The sequence below is a fragment of the Dechloromonas denitrificans genome (genome assembly GCF_020510685.1).
In the GTDB taxonomy this organism is placed as follows: Bacteria; Pseudomonadota; Gammaproteobacteria; order Burkholderiales; family Rhodocyclaceae; genus Azonexus; species Azonexus denitrificans_A.
Genome location: NZ_CP075185.1, coordinates 2,054,563 through 2,072,217 on the forward strand (window position 1 = coordinate 2,054,563; position 17,655 = coordinate 2,072,217).

The 17,655-nt window shown below is 59.1% G+C and carries 18 protein-coding genes, 2 tRNA genes and 2 riboswitches; of the genes, 17 read left to right on the forward strand and 3 right to left on the reverse strand.

The genetic code is table 11. The features are described 5' to 3' along the window. Positions 1–11: 11 nt before the first annotated feature. Both gcvH and gcvT read right to left on the reverse strand, forming a co-directional pair. Positions 12–398: a glycine cleavage system protein GcvH gene (gcvH, locus tag KI611_RS09850; RefSeq protein ID WP_226419643.1), complete on the reverse strand. Its 387-nt coding sequence runs from the start codon at positions 396–398 to the stop codon at positions 12–14. Positions 399–420: 22 nt separating this feature from the next. After that, entirely contained in the window at positions 421–1,512 is a 1,092-nt protein-coding gene (gcvT, locus tag KI611_RS09855; RefSeq protein WP_226419644.1) for a glycine cleavage system aminomethyltransferase GcvT, read from the reverse strand. A gap of 77 nt (positions 1,513–1,589) precedes the next feature. Then, positions 1,590–1,679: riboswitch (glycine riboswitch) on the reverse strand. Between the two features lie 3 nt (positions 1,680–1,682). Beyond that, positions 1,683–1,772, reverse strand: a riboswitch (glycine riboswitch). A gap of 121 nt (positions 1,773–1,893) precedes the next feature. On the opposite strand from gcvT, the gene KI611_RS09860 reads away from it, so the two are divergent. The 15 genes from KI611_RS09860 to pnp all read left to right on the forward strand — a co-directional run bounded on the left by KI611_RS09860 (position 1,894) and on the right by pnp (position 16,619). Continuing rightward, a complete protein-coding gene (locus tag KI611_RS09860; protein ID WP_226419645.1) occupies positions 1,894–2,733 on the forward strand; it encodes a 3',5'-nucleoside bisphosphate phosphatase in 840 nt (279 codons plus the stop codon). A 3-nt stretch (positions 2,734–2,736) separates the two neighbouring features. Beyond that, positions 2,737–3,363, forward strand: a complete 627-nt coding sequence (locus tag KI611_RS09865; RefSeq protein WP_226419646.1) for an L-threonylcarbamoyladenylate synthase — start codon at positions 2,737–2,739, stop codon at positions 3,361–3,363. 7 nt (positions 3,364–3,370) lie between these two features. Then, a complete protein-coding gene (locus KI611_RS09870) occupies positions 3,371–4,024 on the forward strand; it encodes a site-2 protease family protein (protein ID WP_226419647.1) in 654 nt (217 codons plus the stop codon). Between the two features lie 6 nt (positions 4,025–4,030). Next, positions 4,031–5,233: a tryptophan--tRNA ligase gene (locus KI611_RS09875; protein ID WP_226419648.1), complete on the forward strand. Its 1,203-nt coding sequence runs from the start codon at positions 4,031–4,033 to the stop codon at positions 5,231–5,233. Further along, a complete protein-coding gene (locus KI611_RS09880; RefSeq protein WP_226419649.1) occupies positions 5,233–5,523 on the forward strand; it encodes a lipid-A-disaccharide synthase N-terminal domain-containing protein in 291 nt (96 codons plus the stop codon). The genes KI611_RS09875 and KI611_RS09880 overlap by 1 nt, the downstream gene beginning before the upstream one ends. A gap of 2 nt (positions 5,524–5,525) precedes the next feature. Next, positions 5,526–6,365, forward strand: coding sequence for a segregation and condensation protein A (locus KI611_RS09885; RefSeq protein ID WP_226419896.1), 840 nt, complete (start codon positions 5,526–5,528; stop codon positions 6,363–6,365). Between the two features lie 28 nt (positions 6,366–6,393). Further along, positions 6,394–6,876, forward strand: coding sequence for an SMC-Scp complex subunit ScpB (gene scpB / locus KI611_RS09890; RefSeq protein WP_264180055.1), 483 nt, complete (start codon positions 6,394–6,396; stop codon positions 6,874–6,876). Beyond that, positions 6,866–7,882 (forward strand): 23S rRNA pseudouridine(2605) synthase RluB, encoded by a 1,017-nt coding sequence (rluB, locus tag KI611_RS09895; protein ID WP_226419651.1) that lies wholly within the window; start codon positions 6,866–6,868, stop codon positions 7,880–7,882. Before scpB ends, rluB begins: the two co-directional genes overlap by 11 nt. A gap of 127 nt (positions 7,883–8,009) precedes the next feature. Continuing rightward, entirely contained in the window at positions 8,010–8,450 is a 441-nt protein-coding gene (gene rimP, locus KI611_RS09900; protein WP_226419897.1) for a ribosome maturation factor RimP, read from the forward strand. A gap of 21 nt (positions 8,451–8,471) precedes the next feature. Beyond that, complete coding sequence (gene nusA / locus KI611_RS09905) at positions 8,472–9,944, forward strand: transcription termination factor NusA (RefSeq protein WP_226419652.1); 1,473 nt, start codon at positions 8,472–8,474, stop codon at positions 9,942–9,944. Between the two features lie 16 nt (positions 9,945–9,960). Beyond that, on the forward strand, positions 9,961–12,711 hold the full coding sequence (gene infB, locus KI611_RS09910; RefSeq protein WP_226419653.1) for a translation initiation factor IF-2: 2,751 nt from the start codon (positions 9,961–9,963) through the stop codon (positions 12,709–12,711). Further along, entirely contained in the window at positions 12,711–13,082 is a 372-nt protein-coding gene (gene rbfA / locus KI611_RS09915) for a 30S ribosome-binding factor RbfA (RefSeq protein ID WP_226419654.1), read from the forward strand. The genes infB and rbfA overlap by 1 nt, the downstream gene beginning before the upstream one ends. Before the next feature lie 6 nt (positions 13,083–13,088). After that, a complete protein-coding gene (truB, locus tag KI611_RS09920; protein ID WP_226419655.1) occupies positions 13,089–13,988 on the forward strand; it encodes a tRNA pseudouridine(55) synthase TruB in 900 nt (299 codons plus the stop codon). 107 nt (positions 13,989–14,095) lie between these two features. Continuing rightward, complete coding sequence (gene rpsO, locus KI611_RS09925) at positions 14,096–14,365, forward strand: 30S ribosomal protein S15 (RefSeq protein ID WP_226419656.1); 270 nt, start codon at positions 14,096–14,098, stop codon at positions 14,363–14,365. Between the two features lie 109 nt (positions 14,366–14,474). Continuing rightward, on the forward strand, positions 14,475–16,619 hold the full coding sequence (pnp, locus tag KI611_RS09930) for a polyribonucleotide nucleotidyltransferase (protein ID WP_226419657.1): 2,145 nt from the start codon (positions 14,475–14,477) through the stop codon (positions 16,617–16,619). A gap of 118 nt (positions 16,620–16,737) precedes the next feature. Here the strand turns inward: pnp and dksA are convergent, their stop codons facing one another. After that, a complete protein-coding gene (gene dksA, locus KI611_RS09935; protein ID WP_226419658.1) occupies positions 16,738–17,163 on the reverse strand; it encodes an RNA polymerase-binding protein DksA in 426 nt (141 codons plus the stop codon). Between the two features lie 139 nt (positions 17,164–17,302). Between dksA and KI611_RS09940 the strand changes: the two genes are divergently transcribed. Both KI611_RS09940 and KI611_RS09945 read left to right on the forward strand, forming a co-directional pair. Then, positions 17,303–17,379: transfer RNA gene (locus KI611_RS09940), tRNA-Pro, on the forward strand. Between the two features lie 32 nt (positions 17,380–17,411). Continuing rightward, positions 17,412–17,488 (forward strand) — tRNA-Arg (locus tag KI611_RS09945). Positions 17,489–17,655 lie beyond the last annotated feature (167 nt).

Genomic DNA, 17,655 nt, shown 5'->3' on the forward strand with positions numbered 1-17,655 from the left:
GCAATCCTTGTTCAGGCGGCGTCGGCCAGGCCCTGGTAGGCGGCAGCGTCGAGCATCTTGTCGAGGTCGGCGGCATTGTCCGGCGTTATCTTGAACAGCCAGGCAGCGTAGGCATCCTGATTGACCGATTCCGGGGCATCGACAGCGGCCTGGTTCACTTCGCTGACCGTGCCGGCAAGTGGCGCGTACACATCAGCCGCCGCCTTGACCGATTCGACGACGGCGATTTCCTTCTCGGCCGCGAAATGCGCGCCGACTTCCGGCAGTTCGACAAAAACGAGGTCACCGAGGGCTTCCTGGGCGTGATCGGTGATGCCGACCGTGACGGTGCCGTCGGCGTTGAGCAGCATCCATTCGTGGGAGGCGGTGTACTTGAGGTTGGCGGGAACGTTGGACATGGTTTTCTCCTGAATGGGGGGATTAGATGACTGCTTTGCCGTTGCGGGCGAATACGGGTTTGCTGACCTTGGCTTTCAACAGCTTGCCGCGGATATCGACTTCGACTTCGTCGCCGATCTGCACGCCGAGCGGCAGTCGGGCGAGCGCGATGGACTGCTGCAATGTTGGTGAGAAACTACCTGAAGTAATTTCTCCATTACCTTGTTTTGTAATTATTTGTTGGTGACCACGCAGTACGCCTTTGTCGAGCAGGATGAGGCCGAGAAATTGTTTCTGCTGGCCGTTGGCGAGCAGTGCGGCCTTGCCGACAAAGTCGCGCTCGGTATCTAGCGACACCGTCCAGGCCAGCCCGGCGTCGAGCGGCGAGACGGTTTCGTCCATGTCCTGGCCGTAGAGGTTCATCCCGGCTTCCAGGCGCAGCGTGTCGCGCGCACCCAGGCCGCAAGGCGCGACGCCGGCCTGGTGCAGGGCGTTCCAGATGGTTTCGGCTTCGCCGGCCGGCAACATGATCTCGTAGCCGTCTTCGCCGGTATAACCGGTGCTGGCGATGAAATACTGGCCGACTTCGGCAGCGAAGAAGGCTTTCAAACCTTCGGTCGCCGCCTTGCATTGCGGCAACACTTGCCAGACCTTGGCGCGGGCGTTGGGGCCCTGCACGGCGATGATGCCGAGGGCGTTATCGCCATCGCGGCGCTGGGTGATACTGACATCCAGTTTCCATTCGGCTGCCTTGGCCTGCATCCAGGCCAGATCCTTCTCGGCCGTGCCGGCGTTGACGACGATGCGGAAACGCGTGTCGGTCAGGAAGTAAATGATCAGGTCGTCGATAACACCACCGGCCTCATTGAGCATCGCGGCGTAAAGCGCCTTGCCGGAAACCTTTAGCTTGGCGACGTCGTTGGCAACGAGACGGGAGAGGAAGGGGCGAACGTCGGCGCCGACGACATCGACCGGACACATGTGCGATACGTCGAACATGCCGCAATCCTTGCGTACCGCATGGTGCTCTTCGATCTGCGAGCCGTAATTGACCGGCATGTCCCAGCCGCCGAAATCAACCATCCGGGCGCCAAGCGTGCGATGGGCGGCATTCAAAATTGTTTTTTTCAGCATATCAATCCTTTACGGGCGTTTATTAATGCCGGTTCTAGAAACGGAAAAAGGGTGAAACGAAAGAACGATTTCTTGCGTTTCACCCCTCTGTCCTCGATACCTGAGAGATTTGCCCCATCGGTGGATGGCGACCGGAACGGTCGACATCGCTCTCCAGAGTTTCGGGTTGCCCCGGTTCCGTGGTCCTTTTGCCTGAGCGTTTTCGGGTGAAATTGCGCCTTCGGCGGCAGAGGAAATCTGCGCTCTCCCATGGAACGGGGAGGACTATAAACGGGATGGCTGGCACGAGGCAACCTGCTGCGCTGCACAAGGGAATCCGGAGGCTGCCCGCCTTCGTGATAAACTCGCCAACCACCCTGCATTTGCAACTGTTTGGAATCCGTGACCCCCGCCAATTTCGATTTTCATTGCCATTCTGTCGTTTCCGACGGCCTGCTGCCGCCGCAAGATGTTGCCCGGCGGGCGGCGGCCAACGGCGTAGACCTGTGGGCGCTGACCGATCATGACGATCTGGGCGGCCTGGCGGTCGCCCGGCAAGCTGCCGAAGAGGCTGGCATGGCGTTCGAGAACGGCGTTGAGATTTCCATCGAATGGCAAGGGGTGCCGATCCATATCGTCGGCCTCGGTTTCGATGCGGCGCATCCGGTGTTGTCCGATAGTCTCAATGAGCTTCGTGTCGGCCGCATCGAGCGGGCCAAACGAATGGGGGAGGCGATGGCGGCAATCGGGATCCCCGGCGTCTACGAAGGCGCCTTGTGCTTTGCGACCAACCCGAGCCTGATTTCCCGCGCCCATTTCGCCCGCTACATGGTGTCGATCGGTATTGCTCGCGACGTCCCGGGCGTCTTTCAGCATTACCTGACTCCGGGCAAGCCGGGCTATGTCGATCATCGCTGGGCTACGCTGGCCGATGCCATTGGCTGGATCACCACCGCCGGCGGTGTCGCCGTGGTCGCCCACCCCGGGCGTTACAAGATGTCCGGTGGTGACATGCGGCGCTTCCTCGACGATTTCAAGGATTTGGGCGGGCAGGGGCTGGAAGTCACCTGTGGCAGTCATTCACCCGATAACGTCATGCATTTCGCCCGACTGGCCAGGCATTACGCCTTCCACGCCTCGCGCGGTTCGGATTTTCACGGGCCGGAAGAGAGCTATGTCGACCTCGGCAAATTGCCGCAACTGCCGGAAGATCTCAAACCTGTCTGGCGTCTGATTCGTTAAATTATGGCCCGTGTAGTCAATATTCATCCCGATACACCACAGCAGCGTCTGCTCGCGCAGGCTGCCGGATTCATCCGCGACGGGGGCCTGGTCGCCTTGCCGACCGATTCCTGTTACGCCTTGGGCTGCCATCTGGGCGACAAGGAAGCGCTGGATCGCATTCGCCTGATTCGTCAGATGGACGAACGCCATCATTTGACGCTGATGGTCCGCGACCTCTCCGAAATCGCCCATTTCGCCCGCGTCGACAACGCTCAGTACCGCTTGCTCAAGGCGGCGACCCCGGGTAGTTACACCTTCATTCTCGAAGGCACCAAGGAATTGCCGCGCCGCGTACTGCACCCGAAGCGCAAGACTATCGGCGTGCGCGTGCCCAATCATCCGGTCGCCTTGGCGCTGCTTGAGGAACTCAACGAACCGCTGCTGACCACGACCTTGCAGTTGCCGGGCGACGATGCGCCGCTGACCGAAGGCTGGGAAATTCAGGATCGCCTTGAGGATCAGATCGAACTAATTCTCGATGCCGGCCATTGCGGCATCGAGCCGACTACCGTCATCGACCTGACCGGCGCCACGCCCGAGCTGATCCGCGCCGGTCGCGGACCGCTGGCACCGTTTGGGCTGGATTGAAACAAGCATGCTCGAAAGCTTGATCCAGACGATTGCCGTTGCCGCATTGCCGGTGATCTTCGCGATTACCCTGCACGAGGCGGCGCACGGTTATGCGGCGCGTCATTTCGGCGACCCGACCGCCTGGCAGCAAGGGCGGATCAGTCTCAACCCGATTCGTCACATCGATCTGGTCGGGACCATCATCATTCCGGCAGCCATTCTGCTGTTTTCCGGCGGCAGCTTTCTCTTCGGTTATGCCAAGCCGGTGCCGGTCGATTTCAGCCGCTTGCGCAACCCAAAGCGCGACATGCTTTGGGTTGCCGCAGCCGGGCCCGGGGCCAATCTGTTCATGGCCTTCTGCTGGGCCTTCATGCTCAAGCTGGCCTGGCTAATGCCGGGCAACGATTTCACGGTCCCCCTGTCGGAAATGGGCAAGATCGGCATCATGGTCAATTGCGTGCTGATGGTGCTCAATCTGTTGCCGTTGCCGCCGCTTGATGGCGGACGGATTGCCGTCAGCCTGTTGCCGCACCGCCTGGCCTGGAAATTTGCCAGTATCGAGCGCTGGGGCTTTCCGATATTGCTGCTCCTGTTGTTTACCGGCGTCCTTGGCGCCGTCATGAACCCGCTGGTCTTACTCTCGGCGCGGGCCATCGAATCCATTTTTGGGCTTTATTGATCAACTATGTACGCAGAACGTGTTCTTTCCGGCATGCGCCCGACCGGCGCCTTGCACCTTGGCCACTATCACGGTGTTCTCAAAAACTGGGTTAGGCTCCAGCACGAATACCCCTGCCTGTTCTTCGTCGCCGACTGGCATGCGCTGACCACGCAGTACGACAACCCGCAGGGTATTGAAAAAGCGACCTGGGACATGGTCATCGACTGGCTCGCTGCTGGCGTCGATCCCAATCAGTCCACCTTGTTCATTCAGTCGAAAGTGCCGGAACACGCCGAACTGCATCTGCTGATGTCGATGATGACGCCGCTCGGCTGGCTGGAGCGCGTGCCGACCTATAAGGATCAGCAGGAAAAGATGGCCGGCAAGGATTTGACGACCTATGGTTTCCTCGGCTATCCGCTGCTGATGAGTGCCGACATCCTGATCTACCGCGCCGACAAGGTGCCGGTCGGCGAGGACCAGATTCCGCACGTCGAATTCACCCGCGAACTGGCGCGCCGCTTCAACCACATGTATGGCCGCGAGCCGGGTTTTGAGGACAAGGCACGCGAAGCGGTCAAGAAGCTGGGCAGCAAGAAGGCGCGACTCTATGAAGAGCTGCGCACGCGTTACCAGCAGAATGGCGATAAGGAAGCCGTCGAGCAGGCCAAGGCCATGCTCAACGAAATTCAGCATCTTTCGGCGCTTGACCGTGAGCGCCTGTTCGGTTTCCTCGAAGGTACCGGCAAGATGATCCTGGTCGAACCAGGTTATCTGCTGACCGAGGCTTCCAAGATGCCGGGCCTGGATGGGCAGAAGATGTCCAAGTCCTATCACAACACGATCACCATGCGCGAATCCGAGGAATCGGTCAGCAAGAAGGTCAGAAGCATGCCGACCGATCCGGCCCGGGTGCGTCGCAACGATCCAGGCGAGCCCACCAAGTGCCCGGTCTGGCAGTTGCATCAGGTCTATTCCAACGATGCTTGCAAGGAATGGGTGCAGCAAGGCTGCCGCACTGCCGGTATCGGCTGTCTCGAATGCAAGCAGCCGGTGATCGACGGCATCCTGCGCGAACAGGCGCCGATGCGCGAACGGGCGCAGGTCTATCTCGACGATCCGACGTTGGTCAAGAACATCATTGCCGACGGCTGCGAGAAGGCTCGCGAACTGGCTCGCGAAACGATGCGCGACGTCCGGGAATCGATGGGGCTGGAATACCATTGATGGATAACCTTGATATCGAGGCGTTGGTCTGGATCGGCATTGGCTTCGCCGGCCAGGCGCTGTTCATGATGCGCTTCGTCATCCAGTGGTGGAGCAGTGAGAAGGCCAAGCGGGTGGTGATCCCGGTCGCCTTCTGGTATTTCAGTCTGGCCGGTAGCCTGGTGCTGGTCGTCTATGCCATTCATCGCAAAGACCCGGTATTTATTTTTGGTCAGGCGCTGCCGCTGGTGATCTATCTGCGCAACCTTCATCTGCATTACAAGAGCAAGGGCCGCAGCGCGGCTTCGTGACTATGAATGCGGTCATCGAGTCGCCCCAGGCGGCGCTCTTCTCGCCGGTTGCCCGGATCTATGGCCAGCCGCTTGAGCATCTGCCGCAGGATCTCTATATCCCGCCCGATGCACTGGCGATCATGCTCGATGCCTTCGAGGGGCCGCTTGACCTACTGCTCTATCTGATCCGCAAGGCCAACGTCGATATTCTCGATATCCCGATGGCGCCGCTGACCCGGCAGTACCTGACGTATATCGACAGCATGCAGGCGACCAATCTCGAATTGGCGGCCGATTATCTGGTGATGGCGGCCATGCTGATCGAGATCAAGTCGCGCATGCTGTTGCCGCGCCACAGGCTGGGCGAGGGCGACGAGGCCGAAGATCCGCGGGCGGAATTGGTACGCCGGCTGATGGAATACGAGCAGATGAAAATCGCCGGCCAGAAGCTGAACGAGTTGCCGCAGGCCGAACGGGAGTTTTTCTGGGTCGAAACGCTGGTCGAGAAGTCGCTCTACGTGCGCCATCCGGATGTTTCGGTGGCCGATCTGAAAGAGGCCTGGGATGCCATTTTTCGCCAGGCCAGACTGACCAAGAGTCACAAAATCAGCCGCGAAGAGTTGTCGGTACGCGAACATATGGGCATCATCCTGCGTCTGCTGCAGGAGCGTGGTGGTTTCGTCCAGTTTGAAACGATGTTCGATCCCGAAATGGGCGCCCCTGGCCTGGTTGTTCATTTTCTCGCGATGCTGGAGCTGGCACGCGAAAAGCTGGTCGAATTTACCCAAACCGAGGCTTTTCAGCCCATTTACGTGAGAGTGCATCAAGGTGGAACCGAGCCTGGTCAAGAAGGTGCTTGAAGCGGCGCTGCTCGCCGCCCGCGAGCCGATGACGCCGCTCGAGTTGCGCAAGATGTTCGACGAGGAGTTGTCGACGGACGTCCTGCGGAAATTGCTGAGTGAGCTGCGCGAGGAATGGGCCGAGCGGCCGGTCGAGCTGATCCAGTTGGCCTCCGGCTGGCGTTTCCGGACGCGCGCCGAATATCTGCCTTACCTTGAGCGCCTGAATCCGGAAAAACCGCCACGGTATTCGCGTGCCATGCTTGAAACCCTCGCCATCATCGCCTACCGTCAGCCGGTGACGCGCGGCGATATCGAGGAAATTCGCGGCGTTGCCGTTAACGCCAACGTTATCAAGACGTTGGAAGAGCGGGGCTGGATCGACGTCGTCGGCCACCGCGACACGCCGGGCCGCCCGGCACTATTTGCCACGACGAAACAATTTCTCGATGATCTGGGACTGCGTGCCGTCAGCGAACTGCCGCCGCTTGAACAAATCAGCCAGACACTGGAGCTGAACCATGAAAACTAAACGTACTCCCTTCCGCCAGTCGCCGAAAAATAGCGATGGTGCCTTCGATAATCGTGTTGCGGTGGCTGCCGTTGATCAAGATGAAGAACCGCGCCAGCGCGGGGCGCGTCGTGAGGCAGCGGCGGCGCAGGCGGTAGAAGCGCCGGCCAAGCCGAAGCGGCAACGTATGGGGCCGGCGTCGGGGCGGGCCAATCGCGGTGCCGTCGGGCGCAATGGCAAGCCACTGCTCGAATCTAAGCCGGAACGCCTGCAGAAAGTACTGGCTCAGGCCGGTATCGGTTCGCGCCGCGAAATGGAGGAGTGGATTGCCGCCGGCCGGATCAGCGTCAATGGTGTGACCGCTCAGCTCGGTCAGAGCGTGGTGCCGACCGACAAGGTCAAGATCGGTGGTCGCTTGGTCAATTTGCGCTTCACCACCACCAAGACGCCCCGCATTGTCATGTATCACAAGCCGGAAGGCGAGATCGTCTCGCGCGACGATCCGGAGGGGCGCCCTTCGGTGTTCAATGCTTTGCCGCGAATCCGTGGCGGGCGATGGATCGCGGTCGGTCGCCTGGATTTCAATACCTCGGGCCTGTTGCTGTTCACGACCTCGGGCGAGTTGGCCAACAAGTTGACCCATCCGAGCTCGGAACTGGTGCGTGATTATGCTGTCCGCGTGCTTGGCGAGCTGACGCTGGAATCGCAAAAGTTGCTGCTGGAAGGGATCCAGCTCGAAGACGGCCCGGCCAGTTTCGCTAGTCTGGAGGATGCCGGCGGCGAGGGGGCCAATCACTGGTATCGCGCCACAATCTACGAAGGTCGCAATCGCGAAGTGCGCCGGATGTTCGAAGCGGTAGGGTGTACGGTCAGTCGCCTGATTCGTGTTCGTTACGGTCCGTTCGGTTTGCCGCCGCAGTTGAAGCGGGGACGCGTGCACGAGTTGAACGAGGTCGAAGTCAAGGCATTCATGCGCGAGTTGGACAAAATGATCAAGCCGGAGGAAATGCCCCCGGAAGGTGCATAAAGTCTGGCTGATTCATTTACTGGAGGGAATAAACTCGTTATAATTCACGGGTTTGTTCCTCCCGTCATTCTTGGCGGGGCATCTTTTTTATATAGATGGGCGTTTCGCCCATTTTTTATTTGTGGCTATGGATTTAAACACGCTGCTTGAAACGACCGTTGTCGGTCTGGGTTATGAACTCGTTGATGTCGAGATGTCGCCGCGCGGCCGCACCATTCGCGTCTTCATAGATGTGCCGAGCAAGGAGAGCGGCATTGATGTCGAGGACTGCGCCAAGGTATCAAACCAGTTGTCGCGTGTTTTTGAGGTCGAGAATATTGATTTCGACCGCCTCGAAATATCCTCGCCGGGTCTGGATCGTGTCGTCAAAAAAGCCGAAGATTTCGAGCGATTTGCCGGTCAGGATATTCAGATCAAGGTACGAATTCCACATGGCGGTCGCCGCAATTTCCAGGGCGAACTGCTGGGCTGCAAAGACGGCAAGGTTGGTCTGCGCCTGGAAAAAGATGAAGTGGAACTGGAATTCACCAATATCGAGAAGGCACGTCTGGTGCCTCGTTTCGACTGAAGGACTAGGAGGTTTTAGCCCATGAGCCGTGAAATTTTGCTGCTGGTCGATGCTCTGGCCCGCGAAAAGAACGTCAGCAAGGACATCGTTTTCGGTGCGCTTGAACTGGCGCTCGCGTCCGCGACCAAAAAACGCATCCATGATGAAGCCGATGTGCGCATCTCAATTGATCGCAACACCGGTGGTTTCGAGTCCTTCCGTCGCTGGCAGGTCGTGCCAGATAACGAATACGTCAATGAATACCTCGAGGTGCCGCTGTCCGAGGCACAAAAAGATGATCCGGAGATCGAAGCCGGCGACTCCCTGGAAGAGCCGCTGGAACCGATCGATTTCGGTCGCATCGGTGCTCAGGCGGCCAAGCAGGTGATCCTGCAGAAGATCCGCGACGCCGAGCGCGAGCAGATCCTGGCCGACTTCCTGGAGCGCAAGGAACATGTCGTTTCTGGCACCATCAAGCGGATGGAGCGCGGTAACGCGATTATCGAAGCTGGCAAGATCGAAGCCTTGCTGCCCCGCGACCAGATGATCCCGAAGGAGAATCTCCGGGTCGGCGACCGTATTCGGGCCTACCTGCTGCGCATCGACCGCAATGCCCGCGGCCCGCAGATTATTCTGTCGCGTACCGCGCCGGAATTCGTCATCAAGCTGTTCGACATGGAAGTGCCGGAAATCTCCGACGGCCTGATGGAACTCAAGGCTTGTGCCCGCGACCCCGGTCTGCGTGCCAAGATTGCCGTCAAGTCGAACGATCCGCGGGTCGATCCGATCGGCACCTGTGTCGGTCTGCGCGGCTCGCGTGTTACTGCCGTGCGTAACGAAATCGGCGGCGAGAACATCGATATCGTGCTGTGGTCTGCTGATCCGGCCCAGTTCGTCATTGGCGCATTGTCGCCGGCGGAAGTCTCCTCGATCGTTGTCGATGAGGAGAAGCATTCGATGGACGTCGTGGTCGATGAAGATAATCTGGCCATCGCCATCGGGCGCAGCGGACAAAATGTCCGCCTCGCTTCCGAGCTGACCGGCTGGACCATCAACCTGATGACCCAGGATGAGTCAGCCAAGCGTTCCGAAGCAGAATCCGCCGCGACGCGGGTCATCTTCATGGACAAGCTTGATATCGATGAAGAGCTGGCCGATCTGATGATCGAGGAAGGTTTCTCGACGCTGGAAGAAGTGGCCTATGTGCCGCTGGCTGAAATGCTCGAAATCGAGGGGCTGGACGAAGACATCGTTAACGAGTTGCGTAATCGCGCCCGTAATGTCTTGTTGACTGAAGCGATTGCCACCGAAGAACAGCTGGAAAGTGTCGCCGAAGACCTGATCGGTCTCGATGGCATGAGCAAGGAACTGGCCGCCAAATTGGCCGGAAATGGCGTCAAGACCCGCGATGACCTCGCTGAGCTGGCGGTGGATGAACTCACGGAATTGACCGGCATCGACGAAGAGCGTGCCAAGGAACTTATTCTGAAGGCACGGGCTCACTGGTTCGAGTGAGCGGGAGGTAGCAAATATGTCTGCAACAACAGTTTCACAATTTGCCGTTGAACTTAAAATGCCGGTTACGGCCCTGCTCGAGCAATTGGGCAAGGCCGGCGTCGGCAAAGAAGGTAGCAACGATATGCTGAACGATCAGGACAAGGCCAAGCTGCTCGATTATCTGCGCCGGGCGCATGGTGACGAGTCGAAGACCAAGATTACCCTGACCCGCAAGCAGACGTCAGAAATCAAGGCCACCGACGCGCATGGTCGAGCCCGCACCGTTCAGGTCGAGGTGCGCAAGAAGCGCGTCCTGGTCAAGCGCGAGTTGGGTGAGCATCTGCCGGAGGCGGCAATGAAAGATGATGAGTTTCCGGCGGAAGCCAGCGAAATTGAAGAATTTACCGAACCGACGCCGATTCCGGAGCCGGTCGTCGAGTTGCCACCCGAGCCGGAACCCGTTCCCGAGCCCCAGCCGGAACCCGAGCCGGAGCCTGTTCCCGAGCCCCAACCGGAGCCCGAACCTGTCGTTGAGGCGCCCGTTGCTGCGCCGGTTGCGCCGCCCCCCGTTGCGCCAACGCGTGCTTCCATCATTGGCGAAAGCGAACTGCGGGCTCGTGAGGAGCAGGATCGTCGCCACTCCCAGTTGCGTGAAATTCAGGAACGCGAGTTACGGCAAAAGCAGGCTCGCGAAGCCGATATGGTGCGCATGCGCCAGCAGGCCGAGCTTGCTTCGCTCGCTGCCAAGGCGGCCGAACAGGCAAAGCAGGAAGCCGCTGCGCTAGCCGCCGCACAGCCCCCGGCTGCTGAAAAAGGAACGTTGCACAAGAAGCCGGATGCGCCGGGCAAGGATGCCAAGAAGGGCGGCAACGGCCGCGCCGACGAGGGCAAGAAAAAGCCGGGTATCAAGACGCGTTCTTCCGATACCGGCAGTTCCTGGAAGAGCGGGCGCGGTGGCCACAAAAAGCACGGCCACGCGACTGATGATGGTCAGGGCAGCTTCCAGGCGCCGACCGAACAGGTTGTTCGTGAAGTTCATGTGCCGGAAACCATTTCCGTCTCCGATCTGGCCCACAAGATGGCTGTCAAGGCGATCGAAATCATCAAGGTGATGATGAAAATGGGTTCGATGGTGACGATCAATCAGGTGCTGGACCAGGAAACGGCCATGATCGTGGTCGAGGAAATGGGCCACAAGGCATTTGCTGCCAAGCTGGACGATCCGGATGCCTTCCTCGAAGAGTCTCTGGTCGGCGAGCAGAAGGATGTGCCGAAGGAGCCCCGCGCTCCGGTGGTTACCGTCATGGGTCACGTCGACCACGGCAAGACCTCGCTGCTCGACTACATTCGCCGTGCCAAGGTGGCGGCCGGTGAAGCGGGCGGTATTACCCAGCATATCGGTGCCTACCACGTCGAAACCGACCGTGGCATGGTTACCTTCCTCGACACCCCGGGTCACGAGGCGTTTACCGCCATGCGTGCCCGTGGCGCCAAGGCGACCGACATCGTCATCCTGGTCGTGGCGGCCGACGACGGCGTCATGCCGCAGACCAAGGAAGCGATTCACCACGCCAAGGCGGCCGGTGTGCCGCTGGTTGTCGCGGTCAACAAGATCGACAAGCCCGATGCCAACCTGGATCGCGTCAAGCAGGAACTGGTTGCCGAGGGCGTCATCCCGGAAGAGTATGGTGGCGATTCGCCTTTCGTGCCGGTTTCGGCGAAAAAAGGCACTGGCATCGACGAGTTGCTGGAGCAGGTGTTGCTGCAGGCCGAAGTTCTTGAGCTGACTGCGCAGAAGGATGCGCCGGCCAAGGGGCTGATCATCGAAGCGCGTCTCGACAAGGGACGTGGTGCCGTGGCGACCATGCTGGTTCTGTCCGGTACCTTGCGGCGTGGCGACGTCGTGCTGGCCGGTCAGGTCTCCGGTCGGGTCCGTGCCATGCTCGATGAGAATGGCAAGCCGATCACCGAAGCGGGGCCGTCGATTCCGGTCGAGATTCTCGGTTTGTCGGATGTGCCGGCGGCAGGTGAAGAAGCCATTGTGCTGGCTGATGAAAAGAAGGCTCGCGAAATCGCGCTCTTCCGTCAAGGCAAGTACCGCGACGTCAAGCTGGCCAAGCAACAGGCCGCCAAGCTCGAAAACATGTTCCAGCAGATGGAAGAGGGCGAGGTCAAGACCCTGCCGCTTATCGTCAAGGCCGACGTGCAAGGTTCGCAGGAGGCGCTGGTGCAAACTCTGGCCAAGCTGTCGAACGAAGAGGTTCGTGTCCAGATCATTCACGGCGCGGTCGGCGGTATCAGCGAATCCGACGTCAATCTGGCGCAGGCTTCCGGTGCGGTCATCATCGGCTTCAACACGCGGGCCGATGCCAACTCCCGCAAGCTGGCCGAGACCTTCGGCGTTGATATCCGTTACTACAACGTGATCTATGACGCGGTCGACGAGGTCAAGGCGGCGCTTTCCGGCATGCTCTCGCCAGAGAAGCGCGAGCAGATCACCGGTATGGTCGAGATCCGCCAGGTCTTTCACGTTTCCAAGGTCGGCGCCATTGCCGGCTGTTACGTGCTGGAAGGTCTCATCAAGCGCAATTCGCGCGTCCGCCTGTTGCGCAACAACGTTGTGCAGTGGGACGGCGAGCTGGATTCGCTCAAGCGCTTCAAGGATGACGTCAAGGAAGTTCGCAGCAACTTCGAATGTGGTCTGTCGCTCAAGAACAATAACGACATTCTCGTCGGCGACCATCTCGAAGCTTACGAAATCCAGGAAGTGGCGCGCTCGCTGTAATGAAAAAGAAGGGATTTCAGCGTAGTGATCGGGTCGCGGAGCAAGTTCGTCGCGACCTTGCCGACCTGATTCGTACCGAGTTGAAGGATCCGCGTGTCGGCATGATCAGCCTGACGGCTGTTGAGCTGACACCGGATTATGCCCACGCCAAGGTCTTCTTCGCGACGCTCAATGACGAGCATCTGGAAGAGGTCGAGCGTGGCCTGAAGCGTGCCGCCGGCTTTCTGCGGCGCGAATTGGGACGGCGAATCCATATTCATACCTTGCCGGAGTTGCACTTCGTCTACGACGATTCGATCGTTCACGGTGCCAGCATGTCGCTGCTCATCGAGCAGGCCAACGCACTCAGCGACCTGACGCCGGAAGACTGACCATTCATGCAAGTCAAGAAGACCTGGAAACAGGTCGATGGTGTTTTGTTGCTCGACAAACCGATCGGCCTGACCTCCAACGATGCTCTGCAAAAGGCCCGGCGCTTGTTTTCGGCTGCGAAGGGCGGGCACACCGGAACTCTTGATCCGCTGGCGACCGGCTTGTTGCCGCTCTGTTTCGGTGAGGCGACCAAGTTTTCGGCTGACCTCCTCGATGCCGACAAGACCTACGAAGCGATTGTCAAATTGGGCATCACAACTGATTCGGGCGATGCCGAAGGGGTGGTGATCGCTAGCGCTCCGGTCAACGTCTCCGAAAATGATATTTCTCGGGTGTTGCCGCAATTTACCGGCGATATTCAGCAAATCCCGCCCATGCACTCGGCGCTCAAGCGGAATGGCCGGCCGCTCTACGAGTTGGCGCGCCAGGGAATCGAAGTCGAGCGGGAGCTGCGGGCGGTGACTATCTACACCATCGACTGCCTGAATTTTTCCGGCGATAGCCTGACCTTGCGTGTGGCTTGCAGCAAAGGAACCTATATCCGCGTCCTGGCGGCCGACATCGGACAGGCGCTCGGTTGTGGCGCGCATCTGACCGGGCTGCGTCGCACCATGGTCGGTGATCTCGATCTGGCCAATGCCGTCACCTTGGCTGAACTGGAGGCGCTGGATGAAGCGGGGCGGGCAGGGCGCCTGCAACCGGTCGATGCCTTGTTGCTCAGTTTGCCGGTGATGACCGTCGAGGGCGAGGCGGCCGAACGCTTTCGTCATGGCAATCCGGTTGATTTGCCGGACGATCTAGCCGGAAAAATTCGTGTCTATGCCGATGACCGACTGATCGGCGTCGGCGAGCCGGGAAGCGATGGCCGCTTGTGGCCGAAACGACTGGTGCAATTGGCTGCTTAAGCGGGTATAATCGCGCGCTTTCCGTCGCCAAACGGAAAAACCAATTTTAACTTGGCGCTGGCTCTATCAAACCGGGGCGGCGTCGTAACCATGAAAGAGAGTTTGAAATGGCATTCACTACTGAAATCAAGGCCGGCATCGTTGCCGAATTCCAGCGCGCTCCTGGCGACACTGGCTCTTCCGAAGTCCAGATCGCGCTGTTGACCGCCCGCATCAACGATCTGACCCCGCACTTCAAAGAGCACAAGAAGGATCACCACTCCCGTCGTGGTCTGTTGCGTCTGGTCAGCCAGCGCCGCAAGCTGCTGGATTACCTGAAGGGCAAGAACATCGATTCTTACCGCACCCTGATTACCCGCCTTGGTCTGCGCAAATAAGCCAGAGCAAAGCCACGTAAAAAAAGCGGCCCGGAAATATCCCGGCCGCTTTTTTCGTTTTTATTGTTGTGTTGTGTGTTGTTCATTGTGATGAGAGTGAAAGGAAATTATGTTTAATGTCGTGAAAAAAACCTTCGCCTATGGCGACCATCAGGTCACCATCGAAACAGGCGAAATCGCCCGCCAGGCTGGCGGCGCCGTATTGGTGTCGATGGAAGAGACTGTCGTTCTGGTAACCGTTGTGGCCGCCAAGAGTGCCAAGCCGGGTCAGGATTTCTTCCCGTTGACCGTTGATTATCAGGAAAAAGTTTACGCTGCCGGCCGTATTCCCGGTGGCTTCTTCAAGCGCGAAGGCCGTCCTTCCGAAAAGGAAACGCTGACCTGCCGTCTGATCGACCGCCCGATCCGCCCGCTGTTCCCGGACGGTTTCTACAATGAAGTTCAAGTCATCGCCACCGTGATGTCGCTGAACCCGGAAGTCGATTCTGATATTCCGGCTCTGCTCGGTGCGTCTGCTGCCCTGGCGATTTCCGGCGTGCCGTTCAATGGACCGATCGGCGCTGCCCGCGTCGGTTATATCAATGGCCAGTACGTCCTGTGTCCGACCCTGAGCCAGCTCAAGGCCAGCCAGCTCGACCTCGTCGTCGCCGGTACCGAAGCCGCCGTGCTGATGGTCGAGTCCGAAGCCGATCAGCTGTCCGAAGAGATCATGCTCGGCGCCGTCGTTTTCGGTCATACCGAAATGCAGAAGGCGATCAACGCCATCAACGAACTGGTTGAAGAGGCTGGCAAGCCGGAATGGGAATGGCAAGCTGCTCCGACGGATGAAGCGCTGGTTGCCAACCTGTCTGCACTGGTCGCTGCCAAGCTCGAAGAGGCCTACAACATCACCGTCAAGCAAACGCGCAGCCAGGCCGTCAAGGTCATCCGTGCCGAGGCTGTGGCTGCCCTGTGCACCGGTGCTGAAGGCGCTCCGGATGAAAACACCGTCGGCAACCTGTTCCACGAAATCGAAGCCTCCATCGTTCGTGGTCGCATCCTTTCCGGCGCACCGCGTATCGATGGTCGCGACACCCGTACCGTGCGTCCGATCACCATGCGTTCCGGCGTCCTGCCGCGCACCCATGGTTCCGCGCTGTTTACCCGTGGCGAAACCCAGGCTCTGGCTGTCGCTACCCTCGGCACCAATCGCGACGAACAAATCATCGACGCGCTGGCTGGCGAGTACCGCGATCGTTTCATGATGCACTACAACATGCCCCCGTACGCCACCGGCGAATGTGGCCGTGTCGGTACGCCGAAGCGTCGCGAAATCGGCCATGGCCGTCTGGCCAAGCGCGCCCTGCTGGCCGTGCTGCCGAAGCCGGAGGATTTCTCCTACTCGATGCGCCTGGTCTCGGAAATTACCGAATCCAACGGTTCCTCGTCGATGGCTTCCGTCTGCGGCGGCTGTCTGGCGCTGCTCGATGCCGGCGTGCCGCTCAAGGCACACGTTGCCGGTATTGCCATGGGCCTGATCAAGGACGGTAACCGTTTCGCCGTGCTGACCGATATCCTGGGTGACGAAGATCACCTCGGCGACATGGACTTCAAGGTGGCTGGCACGACCGCTGGCATCACCGCGCTGCAGATGGACATCAAGATCCAGGGCATTACCAAGGAAATCATGCAGGTCGCGCTGGCACAAGCCCAGGAAGCCCGTTTGCACATCCTCGGCCTGATGCAGGAATCCGCTGCCGGTCCGCGTGAAGAAATGTCGGCCTACGCGCCGCGTCTTTACACCTTCAAGATCAATCCGGAAAAGATCCGTGACGTGATCGGCAAGGGCGGCGCCGTCATTCGTGCGCTGACCGAAGAAACCGGTACGACCATCGATATCCAGGACGACGGCACGATCACCATCGCTGCAACCAGCGGCGAAGCTGCCGCCGCTGCCCGTTCGCGCATCGATGCGATCACGGCGGAAGTCGAGATCGGCAAGATCTACGAAGGCACCGTGCTGAAGATTCTTGATTTCGGCGCAATCGTTTCCGTGCTGCCGGGCAAGGATGGTCTGCTGCACATCTCCCAGATCGCCCAGGAGCGTGTTGCCAAGGTCGAGGACTACCTCAAGGAAGGCCAGGTTGTTCGCGTCAAGGTTCTCGAGACGGACGACCGTGGTCGCGTCAAGCTGTCGATGAAGGCAGTTGCCGCTGAAGAAGGTTCTAGCCAGCCGGCGGTTGCGCCGGAAGCGGCTCAGCAGCAACAGCAGTAAGCTATCAACTGGTGCCTCCCGTGCAAACGGGCGGCGTCAGTCAAGAAAAAGGCACCTTTCGGTGCCTTTTTTTTGCGGTTTTCTGAAGATTTGCCGCAAAACCAGCAAATCGCGAATGTTATTTCGCCATTTGTCTTTCTTTCATTTCGTCCAGTGTCTTGCAGTCAATGCACAGTGTCGCCGTGGGGCGGGCTTCCAGGCGCTTGATGCCGATTTCGACGCCGCATTTGATGCAGAAGCCGTAATCGCCGCTTTCGATGCTGCCCAGCGTTTCCTCGATCTTCTTGATCAGCTTGCGTTCACGGTCGCGGTTGCGCAGTTCGATTGCTATGTCGGTCTCCTGGCTGGCCCGGTCGTTCGGGTCAGCAAAAACCGTCGCTTCGTCCTGCATGGTGTGCACCGTGCGGTCGATGTCCTCGCTCAGCTCCTTTTTGAGCGTTTCGAGAATCTTGCGAAAGTGGGTGAGTTGTTTCGCGCTCATGTAGTCCTCACCCGGCTTGGGTTCGTACGGTGCGAAATATTTGTGGAGCAGTTCTTCTGCCATTTTCTTGTGCGTCCCAGTGACGAAAAAGGCGATTAAATATCAGAAAGGCGCCGGTGAGGCAAGGAAAGTTTATTTCAAAAAGATAGGCTCTTGATCTGGTGCGGCTTTCCGGCAGGTGATAGACTACGTCTCCTCGTGTCGGGGCGTAGCGCAGCCTGGTAGCGCATCTGCTTTGGGAGCAGAGGGTCGTGAGTTCGAATCCCACCGCCCCGACCAATTTCTTCCCTGTTTTCGGTATCGCACCTCAAGTGCCCGTAGCTCAACTGGATAGAGCAGCTGCCTTCTAAGCAGCAGGTCGGGGGTTCGAGTCCCTCCGGGCACACCAGCATTCGCAACGGGTTTGGCGGGTTGATCGAATGGTAAAAACCACTCGTTCAGCAGTTATCATCTGTATGGTGACTCCTTTCTTATAAGAGCGTTCAAGGAGGCTAGGTGTTTCATTCCTGGCGCCTGGGCCGTTCCTGGCCTATATTAGAAGTGCCTCCTGAGACG

Coding starts and splice junctions, on each gene's coding strand:
- KI611_RS09880 (WP_226419649.1), top strand. CDS start 5,233: ATGGATAACCTTGATATCGAGGCGTTGGTCTGGATCGGCATTGGCTTC.
- infB (WP_226419653.1), top strand. CDS start 9,961: ATGTCTGCAACAACAGTTTCACAATTTGCCGTTGAACTTAAAATGCCG.
- KI611_RS09870 (WP_226419647.1), top strand. CDS start 3,371: ATGCTCGAAAGCTTGATCCAGACGATTGCCGTTGCCGCATTGCCGGTG.
- rimP (WP_226419897.1), top strand. CDS start 8,010: ATGGATTTAAACACGCTGCTTGAAACGACCGTTGTCGGTCTGGGTTAT.
- rpsO (WP_226419656.1), top strand. CDS start 14,096: ATGGCATTCACTACTGAAATCAAGGCCGGCATCGTTGCCGAATTCCAG.
- KI611_RS09865 (WP_226419646.1), top strand. CDS start 2,737: ATGGCCCGTGTAGTCAATATTCATCCCGATACACCACAGCAGCGTCTG.
- rbfA (WP_226419654.1), top strand. CDS start 12,711: ATGAAAAAGAAGGGATTTCAGCGTAGTGATCGGGTCGCGGAGCAAGTT.
- gcvT (WP_226419644.1), bottom strand. CDS start 1,512: ATGCTGAAAAAAACAATTTTGAATGCCGCCCATCGCACGCTTGGCGCC.
- dksA (WP_226419658.1), bottom strand. CDS start 17,163: ATGGCAGAAGAACTGCTCCACAAATATTTCGCACCGTACGAACCCAAG.
- pnp (WP_226419657.1), top strand. CDS start 14,475: ATGTTTAATGTCGTGAAAAAAACCTTCGCCTATGGCGACCATCAGGTC.
- KI611_RS09875 (WP_226419648.1), top strand. CDS start 4,031: ATGTACGCAGAACGTGTTCTTTCCGGCATGCGCCCGACCGGCGCCTTG.
- rluB (WP_226419651.1), top strand. CDS start 6,866: ATGAAAACTAAACGTACTCCCTTCCGCCAGTCGCCGAAAAATAGCGAT.
- truB (WP_226419655.1), top strand. CDS start 13,089: ATGCAAGTCAAGAAGACCTGGAAACAGGTCGATGGTGTTTTGTTGCTC.
- scpB (WP_264180055.1), top strand. CDS start 6,394: ATGACGCCGCTCGAGTTGCGCAAGATGTTCGACGAGGAGTTGTCGACG.
- gcvH (WP_226419643.1), bottom strand. CDS start 398: ATGTCCAACGTTCCCGCCAACCTCAAGTACACCGCCTCCCACGAATGG.
- nusA (WP_226419652.1), top strand. CDS start 8,472: ATGAGCCGTGAAATTTTGCTGCTGGTCGATGCTCTGGCCCGCGAAAAG.
- KI611_RS09885 (WP_226419896.1), top strand. CDS start 5,526: ATGAATGCGGTCATCGAGTCGCCCCAGGCGGCGCTCTTCTCGCCGGTT.